At 48.8% G+C, this 17,260-nt stretch carries 11 protein-coding genes; 8 read left to right on the forward strand and 3 right to left on the reverse strand.

The features are described 5' to 3' along the window. Nucleotides 1-134 precede the first annotated feature (134 nt). From pflB to ycaO, 3 genes are all read right to left on the reverse strand, one after another. Nucleotides 135-2,417 carry a formate C-acetyltransferase gene (gene pflB, locus ETV65_RS08685; RefSeq protein ID WP_129952485.1) on the reverse strand — a complete coding sequence of 761 codons (2,283 nt, stop codon included), beginning with the start codon at nucleotides 2,415-2,417 and terminating at the stop codon, nucleotides 135-137. A 75-nt stretch (nucleotides 2,418-2,492) separates the two neighbouring features. After that, complete coding sequence (gene focA, locus ETV65_RS08690; protein ID WP_129952486.1) at nucleotides 2,493-3,350, reverse strand: formate transporter FocA; 858 nt, start codon at nucleotides 3,348-3,350, stop codon at nucleotides 2,493-2,495. Between the two features lie 498 nt (nucleotides 3,351-3,848). Further along, nucleotides 3,849-5,612, reverse strand: a complete 1,764-nt coding sequence (gene ycaO / locus ETV65_RS08695; protein WP_129952487.1) for a 30S ribosomal protein S12 methylthiotransferase accessory factor YcaO — start codon at nucleotides 5,610-5,612, stop codon at nucleotides 3,849-3,851. A gap of 498 nt (nucleotides 5,613-6,110) precedes the next feature. On the opposite strand from ycaO, the gene serC reads away from it, so the two are divergent. The 8 genes from serC (at nucleotide 6,111) to lpxK (ending at nucleotide 16,947) form a co-directional block, all read left to right on the forward strand. Next, nucleotides 6,111-7,196 carry a 3-phosphoserine/phosphohydroxythreonine transaminase gene (gene serC / locus ETV65_RS08705; RefSeq protein WP_129952488.1) on the forward strand — a complete coding sequence of 362 codons (1,086 nt, stop codon included), beginning with the start codon at nucleotides 6,111-6,113 and terminating at the stop codon, nucleotides 7,194-7,196. Nucleotides 7,197-7,300: 104 nt separating this feature from the next. Then, entirely contained in the window at nucleotides 7,301-8,584 is a 1,284-nt protein-coding gene (gene aroA / locus ETV65_RS08710) for a 3-phosphoshikimate 1-carboxyvinyltransferase (protein ID WP_129952784.1), read from the forward strand. A 197-nt stretch (nucleotides 8,585-8,781) separates the two neighbouring features. Beyond that, the gene (cmk, locus tag ETV65_RS08715; RefSeq protein WP_129952489.1) at nucleotides 8,782-9,480 is read left to right on the forward strand and encodes a (d)CMP kinase; all 699 of its coding nucleotides are present in this window, start codon (nucleotides 8,782-8,784) and stop codon (nucleotides 9,478-9,480) included. Nucleotides 9,481-9,636: 156 nt separating this feature from the next. Beyond that, nucleotides 9,637-11,310: a 30S ribosomal protein S1 gene (gene rpsA / locus ETV65_RS08720; RefSeq protein ID WP_095925166.1), complete on the forward strand. Its 1,674-nt coding sequence runs from the start codon at nucleotides 9,637-9,639 to the stop codon at nucleotides 11,308-11,310. A 60-nt stretch (nucleotides 11,311-11,370) separates the two neighbouring features. Next, entirely contained in the window at nucleotides 11,371-11,655 is a 285-nt protein-coding gene (gene ihfB, locus ETV65_RS08725) for an integration host factor subunit beta (RefSeq protein ID WP_013574835.1), read from the forward strand. A 239-nt stretch (nucleotides 11,656-11,894) separates the two neighbouring features. Beyond that, nucleotides 11,895-14,174: a ComEC family protein gene (locus ETV65_RS08730; RefSeq protein ID WP_276320335.1), complete on the forward strand. Its 2,280-nt coding sequence runs from the start codon at nucleotides 11,895-11,897 to the stop codon at nucleotides 14,172-14,174. Between the two features lie 38 nt (nucleotides 14,175-14,212). Beyond that, nucleotides 14,213-15,961, forward strand: coding sequence for a lipid A ABC transporter ATP-binding protein/permease MsbA (gene msbA, locus ETV65_RS08735; protein ID WP_129952491.1), 1,749 nt, complete (start codon nucleotides 14,213-14,215; stop codon nucleotides 15,959-15,961). After that, nucleotides 15,958-16,947, forward strand: coding sequence for a tetraacyldisaccharide 4'-kinase (gene lpxK, locus ETV65_RS08740; RefSeq protein WP_129952492.1), 990 nt, complete (start codon nucleotides 15,958-15,960; stop codon nucleotides 16,945-16,947). Before msbA ends, lpxK begins: the two co-directional genes overlap by 4 nt. Nucleotides 16,948-17,260: the final 313 nt, after the last annotated feature.

Consider the following 17,260-nt stretch of genomic DNA (forward strand, 5'->3'; position numbering starts at 1 on the left):
TTTGCCAGAAGTCCACAACGTATAGCGCTCTGGCAAAACAGACTGTCGTGCAGACAGTGCAGGGCAGGGAGAGATGAAACAAAGGCTCCACATAGTGGAGCCTTTTTATCAGACCAGATTACAAGGCTGAGTTATTACAGAGACTTGGTGAAAGTACGGGTAATAACGTCTTGTTGCTGTTCTTTAGTCAGTGAGTTGAAACGTACCGCATAACCGGAAACACGGATGGTCAACTGAGGATAGTTTTCAGGATGTTCCATCGCATCTAACAGCATTTCACGGTTCATCACGTTCACGTTCAGGTGTTGACCACCTTCAATGGACGCTTCGTGGTGGAAGTAACCATCCATCAGACCCGCGAGGTTTGCTTTACGTACATCATCGTCTTTACCCAGCGCGTTTGGAACGATAGAGAAGGTATAAGAAATACCATCTTTCGCGTAAGCAAACGGCAGTTTAGCAACGGAAGTCAGAGAGGCAACCGCACCTTTCTGGTCACGACCGTGCATTGGGTTAGCGCCAGGGCCGAATGGAGCACCAGCACGACGACCGTCCGGAGTGTTACCTGTTTTCTTACCATAAACCACGTTAGAGGTGATGGTCAGAACGGACTGAGTGGCTACAGCGCCACGGTAGGTACGCAGTTTCTGAATTTTCTTCATGAAACGTTCTACCAGGTCGCAGGCGATGTCATCTACGCGAGAATCGTTATTACCGAACTGCGGGTATTCGCCTTCAATCTTGAAGTCTATCGCCAGGCCGTCTTCATCACGGATAGTGCTAACTTTTGCGTATTTGATAGCGGACAGGGAGTCAGCAGCAACTGACAGACCTGCGATACCACACGCCATGGTGCGATAAACGTCACGGTCATGCAGAGCCATCAGCGATGCTTCGTAGCTGTATTTGTCATGCATGTAGTGAATGATGTTCAGCGCAGTCACGTACTGTTTAGCCAACCAGTCCATGAAGTGATCCATGCGGTCCATGACTTTATCGAAGGTCAGGACTTCATCCATCATTGGTGCTTCTTTAGGACCCACCTGGATTTTCATTTTTTCATCAACGCCGCCGTTGATTGCGTACAACATGGTTTTCGCCAGGTTTGCACGAGCGCCGAAGAACTGCATTTGTTTACCCACAACCATCGGGCTCACACAACAAGCGATGGCATAGTCATCGTTGTTGAAGTCAGGACGCATCAGGTCATCGTTCTCATACTGTACAGATGAGGTATCGATAGACACTTTCGCTGCGTACTTTTTGAAGTTCATTGGCAGTTTTTCAGACCACAGAATGGTCATGTTCGGCTCTGGTGAAGGCCCCATAGTGTACAGGGTATTCAGGAAGCGGAAGCTGCTTTTGGTCACCAGAGTACGGCCGTCAACGCCCATACCTGCCAGAGATTCAGTTGCCCAGATTGGGTCACCGGAGAACAGTTCATCATACTCAGGGGTACGCAGGAAACGAACCATACGCAGTTTCATTACCAGATGGTCAATCAGTTCCTGAGCTTGTTCTTCAGTCAGTTTGCCTGCTTTGATATCACGTTCGATGAACACGTCAAGGAAAGTAGATACGCGGCCAAAGGACATTGCAGCGCCATTCTGAGATTTAACTGCAGCCAGGTAGCCGAAGTAAGTCCACTGTACAGCTTCTTGTGCGTTGGTCGCAGGACCAGAAATGTCACAACCGTATTTAGCAGCCATTTCTTTAATCTGGCCCAGAGCACGGTGTTGTTCAGAGATTTCTTCACGCAGCTGGATGGTCATTTCCAGGTTTACGCCATTTTCCAGATCACTTTGCAGAGACTGGAACTGTGCATATTTGTCGGCCATCAGGAAGTCGATACCGTACAATGCAACACGACGGTAGTCACCGATGATACGGCCACGACCGTAGGCATCTGGCAGACCGGTCAGAACACCTGATTTGCGGCAGTTCAGGATGTCTTTAGTGTAAACATCGAAAACGCCCTGGTTGTGGGTTTTGCGGTAATCAGTGAAGACTTTTTTCAGTGCTGGATCCAGTTCACGACCATAAACTTTACATGAACCTTCCACCATTTTGATGCCGCCGAATGGGATCAGGGCACGTTTCAATGGCGCGTCAGTTTGCAGGCCAACGATTGTTTCCAATGATTTGTTGATGTAGCCGGCATCGTGAGAAGTGATGGTAGAGGCAACGTCGGTATCGAAATCTACTGGAGCTTTAGTGCGGTTCTCCAGTTTGATGCCATCCATTACTTTATCCCACAGGGTGGTTGTCGCTTGGGTAGCGCCAGCCAGGAAGGACTCATCACCTTCATACGGTGTGTAGTTCTTCTGAATGAAGTCACGGACATTTACGCCATTCTGCCATTCACCAGCACTAAAACCCTGCCATGCGTTGGTCAATTTTTCATTGAGCTTGGACATTTTGCACCTACCTTCTAATTTGGATTTTTTTAAAAATCACGTGTAAAACTGTCGTAACAAGACTGCCACATTGGTTCAGTGGTGTTTCTCATCGCGAAGATATATGACCCAGTACGTTAACCCTACCAGCAAACCCCCTCCGAGGATGTTACCGATAGTCACAGGGATGAGGTTGTCGATGATAAAGTTAGTGATATTCAGTTCTGCAAATTGTGCCGGTGTGGTCCCGACAGCCTGCCAGAATTCTGGTGTCGCAAAATTTTTCACTACAATGCCTAAAGGGATCATGAACATGTTAGCAATGCTATGTTCAAAACCGCTGGCGACGAACATGCCGACCGGTAAAATCATTGCGAACATTTTATCCATCAGACTGCGGCCGGAGTAACTCATCCATACCGCCAGGCAAACCATCAGGTTAGCAAGGATCCCCAGACATACGGCTTCGATAAATGTGTGATGCATTTTATGATCAGCAGTTTGCAGAACGTTCAGTCCCCACAAACCGTTATCAACCATGTATTCGCCGGAGAACCAAATCAGCGCGACAAAGAATAAGCAGCCGACCAGGTTACCCACATAGACGTTGACCCAGTTACGCGCCAATTGCCCCCAGGTGATACGACCGCTGGCTTTCGCTATGACGATAAGTACAGTGGACGTGAACAGGTCCGCGCCGCATACGACCACCAGCATCAAACCCAGAGAGAAGCAGATGCCCCCGACCAGTTTTGCAAGACCATAAGGAACGGTACCGGTGCCAGTTGTGGCGGTGATATAAAAAGCAAAGGCTATAGAAATAAAGACGCCAGCAGTAATGGCTAAAAAGAATGTTTTTAACGGCTGTTTGGTGGCTTTATAAACGCCAGCATCTTCAGCAACTTTCGCTGTAGCGGCGGGTAAAATGAGATCGAAGGGGTTGTCAGCTTTCACATTAACTCTCTTATTCAGGGCTATGCACTGCGCAACGAGATACTAGCAAAGCAGTATAACGTAAAAATTGATGTGGATCATACGAGGGGGTTTTTGGTGGTTTGTAATGAACGACTAAAGGGGTAGTTTAAGAGGTAACCTTTTGAAAAATAATCGGTAAAAAGATTTTAATTTTTGCAAATAAAGTTGATGCGGCCAGAATTTATTTTCAATTTTGAGTTAATATAATGAATTCAGTGTTAATAAATATCATTATTTTTATTTTATAAATTTTACTTTCCTTTAACTTATAAAAATAAGTGTCCTATTTTTACCGTGAAAAAGACAGGCGGGTATTATTTTGCGCAGAATTACACGTCATTTTAGTGGCCGAGTCAAACTTTTGTGCATAAATAGAACAGTAAAAGTTTAGGGTTTTTAGTGAACGGATACTGGCTCTATAAATAAAAAACCGGCAGTAAATCCTGCCGGTTTTAAAGGATTCATCGTGTCAGTGGATCAGGCTTTCGACCAGTGGCGACGTTTGGCGACTTGCAGCTTTTCATATGCGCCAAGCAGCGCCTGATGGGCAGGTAATGCTTTCAGCTCAGGGTCGACAGCAAACAAACTGTGGAAACGGACTTCTCCACTGATAGCCGCTGAAGCATCCTCAACCGCTTTCTGACCATACATTTTCACGAAAGCGTTATAGTACTGAGCCGGCTCGCGTTCTGCTTCCAGAGAGAGTTGCAGCAGGGTTTGCAGGCAGCGGTAATAATTGTTGCGCTCATCGCTGTAAACAGAAGAGTTGAACTCATGCGACCATTCAGCCCACGTCAGCGCCTGATCCAAATCACCACCGGCCAGTGCCAACATAGATTTCAGCTCACCGACACGTAAGGTGTACCAGCCGTTGTCTTTGCCGCTGGCGATACCCAGCAGCTCACGAACACGGGTAAAATCATCCAGACCTTCATCATCAAGCTGTGTGATCATCTCAAGATAGGTTTCTTTTGGCAGATCACTGTCTGGTAACGCCAGCAGTTGATCACGCAGATGCGCACCCATGCTGTTATTTGCCAGCAGTAAATCTTCAGCAGGATAAATGTCAGACATGCCCGGAACGATAATACGGCAGGCATAAACATCCAGATGCTCGTAATCGGCGATATACACTTCAGCATCTTCTTTATCGAAGATAGCCATGAGGGTCGCAAATTCTTCTTCAGTGGTACCGCTGAAGCTCCAGTCAGCAAACGGATAGTCGGCGTCCTGCTTGAACATATCCCACGAAATCAGACCGCTTGAATCGATGAAATGGGTTTCAAGGTTGGCATGTTCGGCAACTTCTTCATCGTCGAAAGTCGGTGCGGTGAACACATCTAGATCTTTCAGGCTGCGGCCCTGCAGCAGCTCAGTCACCGTACGTTCCAGTGCTACGCCAAAATCAGGGTGTGCGCCAAAGGAGGCGAAACAGGTGCCGTTAGCCGGATTGAACAGAACCACACAAATGACCGGATAGTTGCCGCCCAGCGAGGCGTCATAAGAAAGGATAGGGAAACCTTCTTCTTCCAGTTTTGCGATGGCTTCAACCACACCAGGATAGCGCGCCAGAACCTCCGAAGGGATTTCAGGCAGACTAATTGATTCAGCAATAATATGGTTTTTCACATAACGCTCGAAGACTTCTGACAGCCCCTGTACCCGAGCTTCATTGGCAGTGTTGCCTGCTGACATGCCGTTGGAAACGTAGAGATTACCGATGATATTCATTGGAATATAAACAGTTTGCAGATCTGACTGACGGGTAAACGGCAGGGCACAAATACCACGGTCAGGATTGCCGGATTGCAGGTCGATCAGATCACTGGCCACCAGTTCTTTATCGGCATCATAAAATGCATGCAGGCGCTCATCCAGAATACCCACCGGCAGGCTGTCGTCTTCCGGAAGCGGGAACCACTTCTCGTTCGGATAATGAACGAAATCACCCTTAGCGATTTCTTTGCCCAGATAGAAATCCGCGAAGAAATAGTTAGTCGACAGACGCTCAAAGTATTCACCCAAAGCAGAAGCCAGTGCGGCTTTCTTGCTGGCACCTTTACCGTTGGTGAAACACAGCGGACAGTCGCGATCGCGAATGTGCACTGACCAGACGTGGGGAACCGGATTCAGCCACGAAGCTTCTTCGATATTAAAGCCAAGATCGGTGAGTTTTTGTTGGAAGCGGGAAATGGAGTCTTCCAGCGCCGCGTCTTTACCAGGAATAAAAGTTTGGGTCATTGAGTTCACTTTTGAGCGTGCTAAAAACGCGCAATGATACGGGGTTTTGCGCATGAGCTCCATGTATTCGTGTTAAGAATGTAATCGCGTTGTAACGCGCTTAGCTTATCGGCGAATCTGGTAACCACTGGCGGATCTCTGCTTCAGACAGCATGAAGATGTCGGACCGGGGAGGTCGGCAGGTATAATGGTTAGAGGACGCTTATGCTCACGATGCCTGTCATCGGTGTAGCCTGATTAAATCCTTCAAAGTCGGTGTAAAAGCTGCTTATTCAAGGTGCCAGAATATCACCTGGGTGAGGGCGCTGAGCACGGTGCGGGTGTGAACAGATAATCCTGTAAAATCAGCTTTCCAGGGAGGAATGAACCTTGTGACCAACTTCTCATCGCTGTTTATCAGTTCATGATCAATAACCGTTGCAGACTGCTTGTCCCGGATGATAAAACCGTTAAATTAATGATTACTATGTGGCTGTCTCAGAGAAGTGGTGAGGGGAAATGACTCAGGTTTATAATTTTAGTGCAGGCCCGGCAATGATCCCGGCTGAAGTGTTGCGTCGTGCAGAACAGGAACTTTGTAACTGGCACGGACTGGGTACCTCGGTGATGGAAATCAGTCACCGCAGCAAAGAATTTATCCAGGTGGCTGAAGAATCCGAAAAGGATATCCGTGACCTGCTGAATATTCCCTCGAACTATAAAGTGCTGTTCTGTCATGGTGGCGCACGTGCGCAATTTGCCGCAGTACCTATGAACCTTTTGGGCGATAAATCCTCCGCTGACTATATCGACGGTGGTTACTGGGCACACAGCGCAGTCAAAGAAGCGCAAAAATATTGCACGCCTAACGTGATTGACGTTAACGCCACGATCGATGGCAAACGTGGTATTTTGCCAATGAGCGAATGGAAACTGAGTGCAGATTCTGCCTACGTTCATTACTGTCCGAATGAAACCATTGATGGTATCGCTATCGATGAAATGCCTGATTTTGGTGACAAAATCGTGGTAGCCGATTATTCATCCTGCATCCTCTCCCGCCCGATTGATGTCAGCCGCTTTGGGGTAATTTATGCCGGTGCGCAGAAAAATATCGGTCCTGCGGGGCTGACCTTGGTTATCGTCCGCGAAGATCTGTTGGGTAAAGCGCGCACAGAATTGCCTTCTATCCTCGATTATACCGTTCTGGCTGAGAACGATTCTATGTTCAATACTCCGCCAACGTTCGCGTGGTATTTGTCAGGCATGGTGTTCAAATGGTTGAAAGAACAGGGTGGCCTGCGTGAGATGGAAAAACGCAACCGCGCAAAAGCCGAACTGTTGTATGGCGCCATTGACCATACCGGTTTCTATCGCAACCCTGTCGCCGATGCGAACCGTTCGTGGATGAACGTTCCTTTCCAGATGGCGGACGCCTCTCTGGATAAACTGTTCCTTGATCAGGCGCAGGAAGCGGGTCTGCATGCATTAAAAGGCCATCGTGTGGCTGGTGGTATGCGCGCATCTATTTATAATGCGATGCCTGTTGAAGGCGTAAAAGCACTGACCGACTTTATGGCTGAATTCGAAAAACGTCACGGTTAAGTGTGCTGGCTTCCGGGCCCGCAGAATGCTTGAGTAAGAAGCCTTAAAAATGACCCCGGCTCAATGTCCGGGGTCATTTTATGAAAAAAAGAATTGGAGAAAGCGTGGAATCCCTGACATTACAACCTGTTGCGCTGGTTAACGGCAGCATCAATTTACCGGGCTCAAAAAGTGTTTCTAATCGCGCACTTTTGCTGGCTGCTTTTGCACAGGGCACTACCCGCCTGACTAACCTGCTCGACAGCGACGATGTGCGCCATATGCTGACAGCACTGACTCAGTTGGGCGTCACGCATCATTTATCTGCGTCCAGGACAGAGTGTGAAATCGAAGGTCTGGGCACGGCTTTTTCCAATGCTAAAGGTCTGGAGCTGTTTCTGGGGAATGCCGGTACCGCTATGCGTCCGCTGGCTGCGGCGTTGTGCCTGGGTGAGCAGGATGTGGTGCTGACCGGTGAGCCGCGCATGAAAGAGCGTCCGATCGGGCATCTGGTCGATGCGCTTCGTCAGGGCGGTGCACAGATTGATTACCTTGAGCAGGAAAACTATCCGCCTCTTCGCCTGCGCGGTGGCTTTAGTGGTGGTGACGTCAGTGTCGACGGCAGCGTTTCAAGCCAGTTCCTGACGGCGCTGTTGATGACAGCCCCGCTGGCAGGTAACGACACTACTATTCAGATTAAAGGTGAACTGGTTTCCAAACCTTATATCGATATCACGCTGAACCTGATGAAAACCTTTGGTATTGACGTCGAAAATCACGGGTACCAGAAATTCAGCATCAAAGGCCGTCAGCAGTATGTGTCTCCGGGTTCCTATCTGGTCGAAGGCGATGCGTCTTCTGCGTCCTATTTTCTGGCCGCTGCGGCGATTAAGGGCGGTACGGTTCGCGTGACCGGAATCGGCAAAAACAGTATGCAGGGCGATATTCGTTTTGCAGATGTACTGGAAAAAATGGGTGCGACTATCCACTGGGCTGAGGATTATATCGAATGTACCCGCGGTGAACTTAAAGGCATTGATATGGATATGAACCATATTCCGGATGCAGCAATGACCATTGCTACTGCGGCGTTGTTTGCCGAAGGTCCGACGACGCTACGTAATATTTATAACTGGCGTGTTAAAGAGACTGATCGACTGACGGCGATGGCGACTGAGTTGCGTAAGGTCGGAGCAACAGTGGAAGAGGGCGAAGATTACATTCGCATTGATCCGCCTCATTCGCTGAGGTCTGCCGACATTGGCACCTATAATGATCACCGGATGGCGATGTGTTTTTCGCTGGTGGCCTTATCCGATACGCCGGTGACCATTCTTGATCCGAAGTGTACCGCGAAAACGTTCCCTGACTATTTTGAACGTCTGGCAGCAATCAGCACACTGGCATAACTTTTCACGAGGTTGCCCTTGTATAAACGGACATCCAGGATGTCCGTTTTTTTATTTTTCAGGCTCAGAACCGTCCGCTTTTTAGGCAACTGAAAAATGTGGGGTAACAGTTGCAGCAAAGGCAGCGTATAATGCCGCTCCTGAATTAGTCCTGTGAGACTAATGAAGCGGGTATCCCCCACCGAAAGGAGACAAAAATGACGGCTTTAGCCCCGGTAATCACCGTTGATGGGCCAAGTGGTGCAGGCAAAGGTACGTTGTGTAAAGCGCTTGCCGAGGCCTTTAACTGGCATCTGCTGGATTCCGGCGCGATTTACCGCGTTTTGGCGCTGGCAGCTTTGCATCATCAGGTTGATATTGTCTCAGAAGAGGCGTTAGTTCCGCTTGCCGCACATCTCGACGTTCGTTTTGTGGCTCAGGACGGGCAATTGCACGTTATTTTAGAAGGTGAGGATGTTACCAATGAAATCCGCACCGAAACGGTAGGCAATACTGCGTCTCAGGCGGCGGCATTCCCCCGTGTTCGTGAGGCATTATTGCGCAGGCAGCGCGCATTTCGCGATGCGCCGGGTCTGATTGCTGATGGCCGCGATATGGGTACGGTGGTTTTCCCTGATGCACCGGTGAAGATATTTCTGGATGCCAGTTCGGAAGAACGTGCAAACAGAAGAATGCTACAGTTGCAGGAAAAAGGCTTTAGTGTTAACTTTGAACGGCTTTTAGCCGAGATCAAAGAACGCGATGACCGTGATCGTAACAGGCCTATCGCGCCTTTAGTGGCTGCTTCCGATGCACTGTTGCTGGATTCAACCAGTATGTCTATCGACGAAGTCATCGAAAAAGCACTGGCTTATGCCACAGAAATTCTAGGATTACCGCAAAAACAAACCCGGTAATCTGGCCTTAATCTGGTGCTGAAGAATATTCAGTGCCAGTTTTGGCTATAGTTTTTTTTAACCTCGCCGCAAGGATCTGTAGCGGGGCATTTGAAACAACCCCATCCAGCAGGACGCCAGATGGACGTTAAACTTAAGAACCTAAAGATTATCAACATGACTGAATCTTTTGCTCAACTCTTTGAAGAATCCTTAAAAACAATCGAAACCCGTCCTGGTTCCATCGTTCGTGGTGTTGTTGTGTCTATCGACAAAGATATCGTACTGGTTGACGCCGGTCTGAAATCTGAGTCTGCAATCCCGGCAGAACAATTCAAAAACGCACAGGGCGAACTGGAAATCCAGGTTGGCGACGAAGTTGATGTTGCGCTGGACGCTGTTGAAGACGGCTTCGGTGAAACTCTGCTGTCCCGTGAAAAAGCTAAACGTCATGAAGCTTGGATCACGCTGGAAAAAGCTTACGAAGAATCTGCAACTGTTACCGGTGTTATCAACGGTAAAGTTAAAGGCGGTTTCACTGTTGAGCTGAACGGTATCCGTGCGTTCCTGCCAGGTTCACTGGTAGACGTTCGTCCTGTTCGCGACACGCTGCATCTCGAAGGCAAAGATCTTGAGTTCAAAGTCATCAAACTGGACCAGAAACGCAACAACGTTGTTGTTTCCCGTCGTGCAGTAATTGAGTCTGAGAACAGCGCAGAGCGCGATCAACTGCTGGAAAACCTGCAGGAAGGCATGGAAGTTAAAGGTATCGTTAAGAACCTCACTGACTACGGTGCATTCGTTGATCTGGGCGGCGTTGATGGCCTGCTGCACATCACTGACATGGCTTGGAAACGTGTTAAACACCCAAGCGAAATTGTTAATGTTGGCGATGAAATCACTGTTAAAGTTCTTAAATTTGACCGTGAACGTACCCGTGTATCACTGGGTCTGAAACAACTGGGCGAAGATCCTTGGGTCGCTATCGCTAAACGTTACCCAGAAGGTACTAAACTGACGGGTCGCGTGACTAACCTGACTGATTACGGCTGCTTCGTAGAAATCGAAGAAGGCGTTGAAGGTCTGGTTCACGTTTCTGAAATGGACTGGACTAACAAAAATATCCACCCATCTAAAGTGGTTAACGTGGGCGATGTTGTTGAAGTTATGGTTCTGGATATCGACGAAGAACGTCGTCGTATCTCCCTGGGCCTGAAACAATGCAAAAACAACCCATGGCAGCAATTCGCAGAGACCCACAACAAGAACGACCGTGTTGAAGGTAAAATCAAGTCAATCACTGACTTCGGTATCTTCATTGGTCTGGATGGCGGCATCGACGGCCTGGTTCACCTGTCTGACATCTCCTGGAACGTTGCAGGCGAAGAAGCAGTACGTGAATACAAAAAAGGCGACGAAATCGCAGCTGTGGTTCTGCAAGTTGATGCAGAACGTGAACGTATCTCCCTGGGCGTGAAGCAACTGGCTGAAGATCCATTCAATAACTACCTGTCTGTTAACAAGAAAGGTACTATTGTTACTGGTAAAGTCACAGCAGTTGACGCCAAAGGTGCTACAGTTGAATTAGCTGGCGGCGTAGAAGGTTACCTGCGCGCTTCAGAAGCTTCTCGCGACCGTATTGAAGACGCAACTCTGGTTCTGAGCGTTGGTGATGAAGTTGAAGCTAAATTCACCGGTGTTGATCGTAAGAACCGCGTAGTAAGCCTGTCCGTTCGTGCTAAGGACGAAGCAGACGAGAAAGATGCAATCGCTGTTGTTAACAACAAACCAGACGAAAGCAACTTCTCTAACGCTATGGCTGAAGCGTTCAAAGCGGCAAAAGGCGAGTAATGACGGGGGGCGGCTCAGTCGCCCCGAAACGGTAGTTTAGCTGCAAAGCTTGGAGGTAATATGACCAAGTCTGAACTTATTGAAAGACTTGCTGGCCAGCACTCTCATATCCCGGCGAAAGCTGTTGAGGATGCAGTGAAAGAGATGCTTGAGCATATGGCTGCAACCTTGGCTGATGGTGAACGCATCGAAATCCGTGGGTTTGGCAGTTTTTCTCTTCACTACCGTGCTCCGCGTGTTGGGCGCAACCCTAAAACTGGCGATAAAGTCGAGCTGGACGGCAAGTATGTTCCTCACTTTAAACCAGGTAAAGAGTTGCGCGACCGCGCGAATATTTACGGCTAAGGCTTGCGCCTGGACGTAAATGTCTGCCTATAGCGAACGTAAAACGGTACCTTTCCAGGTGCCGTTTTTTTTGCCTTACGACTAATGAATTGATCTCTCTTTCAATTCTGATCACAAAATATTTGCGTAACGTCTCCCAGCGTTTCGGTCTCCTGCTTGTCTCTTCTTCGCGTGAAAACCATACTCCGGCACGAAAATATGTCTGAACAACGTGAAGGAAGTAAAACATCAAAATCTCACTGGACGAGGCTGCTTTAGCGGTTATTGCCGGCATGATGCCGCTGCTCATTTTTTCTGAACTCCCCACCGTTATTCAACGGGTTATGCTGTGTCTTTGTGCATTCTGTTGTTTCAGACTACATCACAGAATATTCAGCCTGATAGCGATCGGTCTGCTGAGTCTCAGTTGGGCCTCATTTCAGGGCGATATTCAACTTCATCAGATTTCAGCGCTTCAGGGCACAAAACGGCATGTTATCGCAGCGGTAGAAAGTATTAATCTCGGGAACACCAGCACATCCTCTGTACTCTTCAAGATTGAAAAAGTTGAAGATAAAATCCTCTTTCCACCGATCATGTTCCGCACTAACTGGGATGAGGGAGGGCAAGAACTTTTTGCGGGTCAGCGCTGGGATATGACCGTCAGCTTGCGTCCCGTCCATAGCATGCTCAATGAAGGCGGATTTGATGCCCAGCGCTGGGCGCTGGCTCAGCATGCGCCACTGACAGCAACGGTCCGCCACAGTCAGCCAGTTGACGCGAAAAGTTCGCTTCGTCAGCAGTTTATTCAGCGGGTGCAGCAGAAGATGCCGCTGATGGAAAATACGCCTGTGTTGATCGCACTGGCCTTTGGCGAAAAAGGATTAATAGAGGGGGCAGATAAGCTGCTGTTGCAACAGACGGGCATCGCCCATCTGGTGGCGATATCAGGTTTACATATCTCCGTGGCGGCATTATTCGGATGGTGGCTGGCACGTGGCATACAGTTTTTGATGCCGGTAAAGATGATTGACTATCGCTTTCCGTTATTGGTGAGCGTCGCTTTTCTGCTGACCTACACCTGGCTTTCCGGAGGCAACGCACCTGCAGTTCGTGCAGCGTTAGCGGTATCGATGTGGATCCTGCTGCGTCTGTTCCGTGTCCGCTGTCATCCGTGGCAGATATGGCTTTGGGTGGTTGCCATGCTTTTGCTGGCCGATCCTATGAATTTATTATCTGACAGTTTCTGGTTGTCATGCTTTGCCGTGGGGGCACTGGTTTTCTGGTTTCAGTGGGCACCTTTGCCGGCAATGTTTCAGCAGGCATGGTATTGGGCATTTTGCCGTTGGGGACATTTGCAGGTGGGGATGACGCTTCTACTCTGGCCCCTGCAGGTCTGGATTTTCCATGGCATGAACCTCTTTTCGTTTCCGGCCAATATGTGGGCCGTGCCGGTTGTTTCGCTGTTCACCGTCCCGCTGGTATTACTGGCCTTGTTGATGAGCGCCGTGCCCTATACATTAGGAGGTTACGTCCAGGCTGTGCTCTGGCAACTGGCTGACGTTACCCTGAGGCTGGCCCTGTGGGGGGTTAAAGCATTACCTGACGGCTGGACCCCATTGAGTGAATCCTTTCTGGTCGTGAGCCTGATGGGATGGCTGGTGCTATTGTGCTGGCGGATTTGCCCGTTGAGATATTGTTTTTCACTTTTGCTGTCTCTTTTCGCGATTTCTTTCGTCTGGATGAACAGAAATCCACCAGAGCGCTGGCGGATTGATATGCTTGATGTCGGGCACGGCTTGTCTGTTCTTATCAGCAAAAATGGCAAAGGTGTTCTTTATGATACCGGCAACAGGTGGGAAGGCGGATCAGCCGCTGAACAAAATATTATTCCGTTTTTAAACTGGAAGAATATCCAGCTGGAACAGATAATTATCAGTCATGATGACAAAGATCACCGGGGTGGGTTAACCGTATTGCAAAACCGATACCCTGCTGCCAGCGTACGTGAAAGTACCCTTTCTGATCAGCATCATCTGAAATGTATCGCGGGCGAGCAATGGCGGTGGCAGGGGTTGGATTTTGAAGTGTTGTGGCCAGAGAAAATGTCCGGCGATGCCCGGAATAACGACAGCTGTGTTATCCGCATTGATGATGGTTCATTCAGTTTGCTGCTGACCGGCGATATTGAAGCTGAAACGGAAAAAGCGCTGGTCAGGAAGTTGCGAAACACATTACGAGCCACGGCACTTCAGGTCCCTCATCATGGCAGCAATACTTCATCGATACCCCCTTTTCTACGGGCAGTCAAGCCGGTTATCGTACTGGCATCAGCCTCCCGTTTTAATAAATGGCATCTGCCGGCACATAAAGTTGTTAGCAGATACAACAAAGCGCGTTATGACTGGCATTCAACATCTGTATCGGGTCAACTCAGCCTCTTCATTTTTGATGATTATTGGACAATTAAAGGCTTACGCGAGCAATTAATCCCCCGTTGGTACCACCGCCAGTTTGGAGTATCTGCAGATAATGAGTAGAATAGACCGCTATTTCTTTCGATGCTGGTTGATATTGCATGATGAACGATAAAGATCTCTCCACATGGCAGACATTCCGTCGTCTGTGGCCGATGATCACACCTTTTAAAGCCGGGCTGATCGCTGCGGCTATTGCGCTGGTCGCAAACGCCGCCAGTGATACTTTCATGCTGTCTTTGCTGAAGCCGCTACTTGATGACGGTTTTGGTAAAGCTGACCGCTCCATACTACTTTGGATGCCCCTGGTCGTTATCGGTCTGATGATTGTACGCGGTATCAGTGGCTATATTTCGAGTTACTGCATTTCATGGGTTTCGGGCAAAGTCGTGATGCATATGCGTCGCCGTCTGTTTGGTCACATGATGAGAATGCCCGTGGCATTCTTTGACCAGCAATCCACGGGTACCTTACTTTCCCGTATTACTTATGATTCCGAGCAGGTCGCGTCTTCGTCTTCCAGTGCGCTGGTGACTGTTGTACGAGAGGGGGCGTCAATCATTGGTCTGTTTGTGATGATGTTCTATTACAGCTGGCAGCTTTCTGTAATCCTGTTAGTGATTGCGCCGATTGTTTCTGTTGTTATCCGCGTGGTGTCTAAACGATTCCGTAATATCAGTAAGACAATGCAAAACACCATGGGGCAGGTGACGACCAGTGCAGAACAGATGCTGAAAGGGCATAAAGAAGTATTGATCTTCGGTGGTCAGAAAGTTGAAACCGCGCGTTTTGATAAAGTGAGTAACCGTATGCGCCAGCAAGGTATGCGCATGGTTTCCGCCTCTTCAATTTCAGACCCGATTATTCAGTTGATCGCTTCTCTGGCACTGGCATTTGTGTTGTATGCGGCAAGCTTCCCGTCGGTGATGGAAACGCTTAGTGCGGGTACTATCACCGTTGTATTCTCTTCTATGATTGCCCTGATGCGCCCCTTGAAGTCACTGACTAACGTGAACTCCCAGTTCCAGCGCGGTATGGCAGCTTGTCAGACGCTGTTCTCCATTCTGGATATGGAACAGGAAAAAGATGAGGGCAAACTGGAAGTCAAACGCGTAAAAGGTGATGTCGAGTTTAAAAACGTGACCTTCACTTATCCGGGGCGTGATATTCCTGCTTTGCGTAATATTTCCTTCAGCCTGCCGGAAGGCAAAACCGTTGCACTGGTTGGTCGCTCAGGTTCAGGAAAATCGACAATCGCGAATTTGCTGACCCGTTTCTATGACATTCAGGAAGGTGAAATCCTGATGGATGGTCATGATCTTCGGGAATATACGCTGTCGTCATTACGTGATCAGGTGGCCCTCGTTTCTCAGAACGTTCATCTGTTTAATGACACCATTGCCAATAATATCGCTTACGCCCGTACGGATATGTACTCCCGCGAAGAAATCGAAAAAGCGGCGACGATGGCTTACGCAATGGACTTTATCAGCAAAATGGATAAAGGGCTGGATACGGTCATTGGTGAAAATGGCGTTCTGCTCTCTGGTGGTCAGCGTCAGCGTATTGCTATTGCTCGTGCTTTATTGCGTGACTCACCGGTTTTGATACTTGATGAAGCGACATCGGCCCTTGATACCGAATCTGAGCGTGCTATTCAGGCTGCGTTGGATGAGCTGCAGAAAAACCGCACATCACTGGTGATCGCACACCGTTTATCTACTATCGAAAAGGCCGATGAGATTCTGGTAATCGAAGATGGTTGCGTGGTGGAACGTGGTTCTCATGCGAGCCTGCTAGAAGAGCGTGGTGTTTACTCACAACTCTACCGGATGCAATTTGGGCAATGATTGATCGTATCTGGTCAGGCAAATCACCGCTATATCTTGTACTCCTGCCTCTGGCATGGCTTTACGGTCTGATCGCGAATCTGATCCGTTATAGCTATAAAGCCGGGCTGAAAAAAAGCTGGCGGGCCCCGGTGCCCGTTGTGGTGGTCGGTAACCTGACCGCCGGAGGAAACGGTAAAACACCGGTGGTTATCTGGCTGGTTGAAACATTGCAACAGCATGGTTTTCGTGTTGGCGTTGTTTCTCGCGGTTACGGTGGGAAAGCGGAACGCTATCCGCTTCTCCTGAACGAGAATACGTCAACTGCGCAAGCGGGTGACGAACCTGTCCTGATCTTTCAAAGAACAGGGGCACCGGTTGCGGTGTCTCCTGTTCGCTCTGATGCCGTGAAGGCATTGCTTGCGGAGCATGAGCTTGACATCGTGATTACCGACGACGGGCTGCAGCATTATGCACTGCAGCGTGATATCGAAATTGTCGTCGTCGACGGTGTCCGCCGTTTTGGTAATGGTCACTGGTTACCTGCAGGCCCGATGCGTGAACGCGAATCGCGTCTGCGTTCAGTCGATGCAGTGATTACAAATGGTGGTACCGCACAGGCTGGTGAACTGGCCATGATCCTTGAGCCAGGTAAGGCGGTAAATTTGGCTACGGGAGAGCAGCGTGATGCCGGTAGCTTAAAAAATGTGGTTGCTATGGCGGGGATTGGACATCCGCCTCGTTTTTTTGCCACGCTTAGACAGCTAGGGGTTGTCCTGCAAAAGGAAATCGCTTTTTCTGATCATCGGACTTATTCCGCCACACTCCTTTCTGCCGTAATACAACCTGGCCAGACTCTCCTTATGACTGAAAAAGATGCGGTGAAATGCCGGGCTTTTGCGCAACCTGACTGGTGGTATTTGCCGGTTGAAGCAAAGATTACAGGGAGGAAAGCCGAGAAATTACTGCAAAAAATATCAGATCTGATTTTAGAAAAAAGGCCTTAAGTGCGCTGAATGACCTTAAAGCTGCACCTTGTATAAAAAAATTAAGCTGATTAAAATCCCCGTCCCCTCTGATTTTAAAGACTTATATTTTATTATGGCGTTAGAGTTCAGAATAATTACGCAGCGGGGGTTGCTATTGCTGTGAACTTATGAGTAAATGCATGCAGCCTGTGTTGCAGCGCTATTTATGTATGAGTGTAGAGTAAAGCAGTTCCTCCCAGACGTTATCTGTTCCCCCATGATTCCGCTTCCAAGACGAACCTTCTAAGTCCTCCCCATAAGTAATTGTCTGAACTATTGGCTCACATTGCCG

It is taken from the genome of Rahnella sp. RFA10(1/100), from assembly GCF_004195115.1.
In the GTDB taxonomy this organism is placed as follows: domain Bacteria; phylum Pseudomonadota; class Gammaproteobacteria; order Enterobacterales; family Enterobacteriaceae; genus Rahnella; species Rahnella perminowiae.

What these genes read in the sequence shown, in the direction of transcription:
- cmk (WP_129952489.1), top strand. Translation starts at nt 8,782, where the DNA reads ATGACGGCTTTAGCCCCGGTAATCACCGTTGATGGGCCAAGTGGTGCA.
- lpxK (WP_129952492.1), top strand. Translation starts at nt 15,958, where the DNA reads ATGATTGATCGTATCTGGTCAGGCAAATCACCGCTATATCTTGTACTC.
- pflB (WP_129952485.1), bottom strand. Translation starts at nt 2,417, where the DNA reads ATGTCCAAGCTCAATGAAAAATTGACCAACGCATGGCAGGGTTTTAGT.
- rpsA (WP_095925166.1), top strand. Translation starts at nt 9,637, where the DNA reads ATGACTGAATCTTTTGCTCAACTCTTTGAAGAATCCTTAAAAACAATC.
- ycaO (WP_129952487.1), bottom strand. Translation starts at nt 5,612, where the DNA reads ATGACCCAAACTTTTATTCCTGGTAAAGACGCGGCGCTGGAAGACTCC.
- ihfB (WP_013574835.1), top strand. Translation starts at nt 11,371, where the DNA reads ATGACCAAGTCTGAACTTATTGAAAGACTTGCTGGCCAGCACTCTCAT.
- msbA (WP_129952491.1), top strand. Translation starts at nt 14,213, where the DNA reads ATGATGAACGATAAAGATCTCTCCACATGGCAGACATTCCGTCGTCTG.
- serC (WP_129952488.1), top strand. Translation starts at nt 6,111, where the DNA reads ATGACTCAGGTTTATAATTTTAGTGCAGGCCCGGCAATGATCCCGGCT.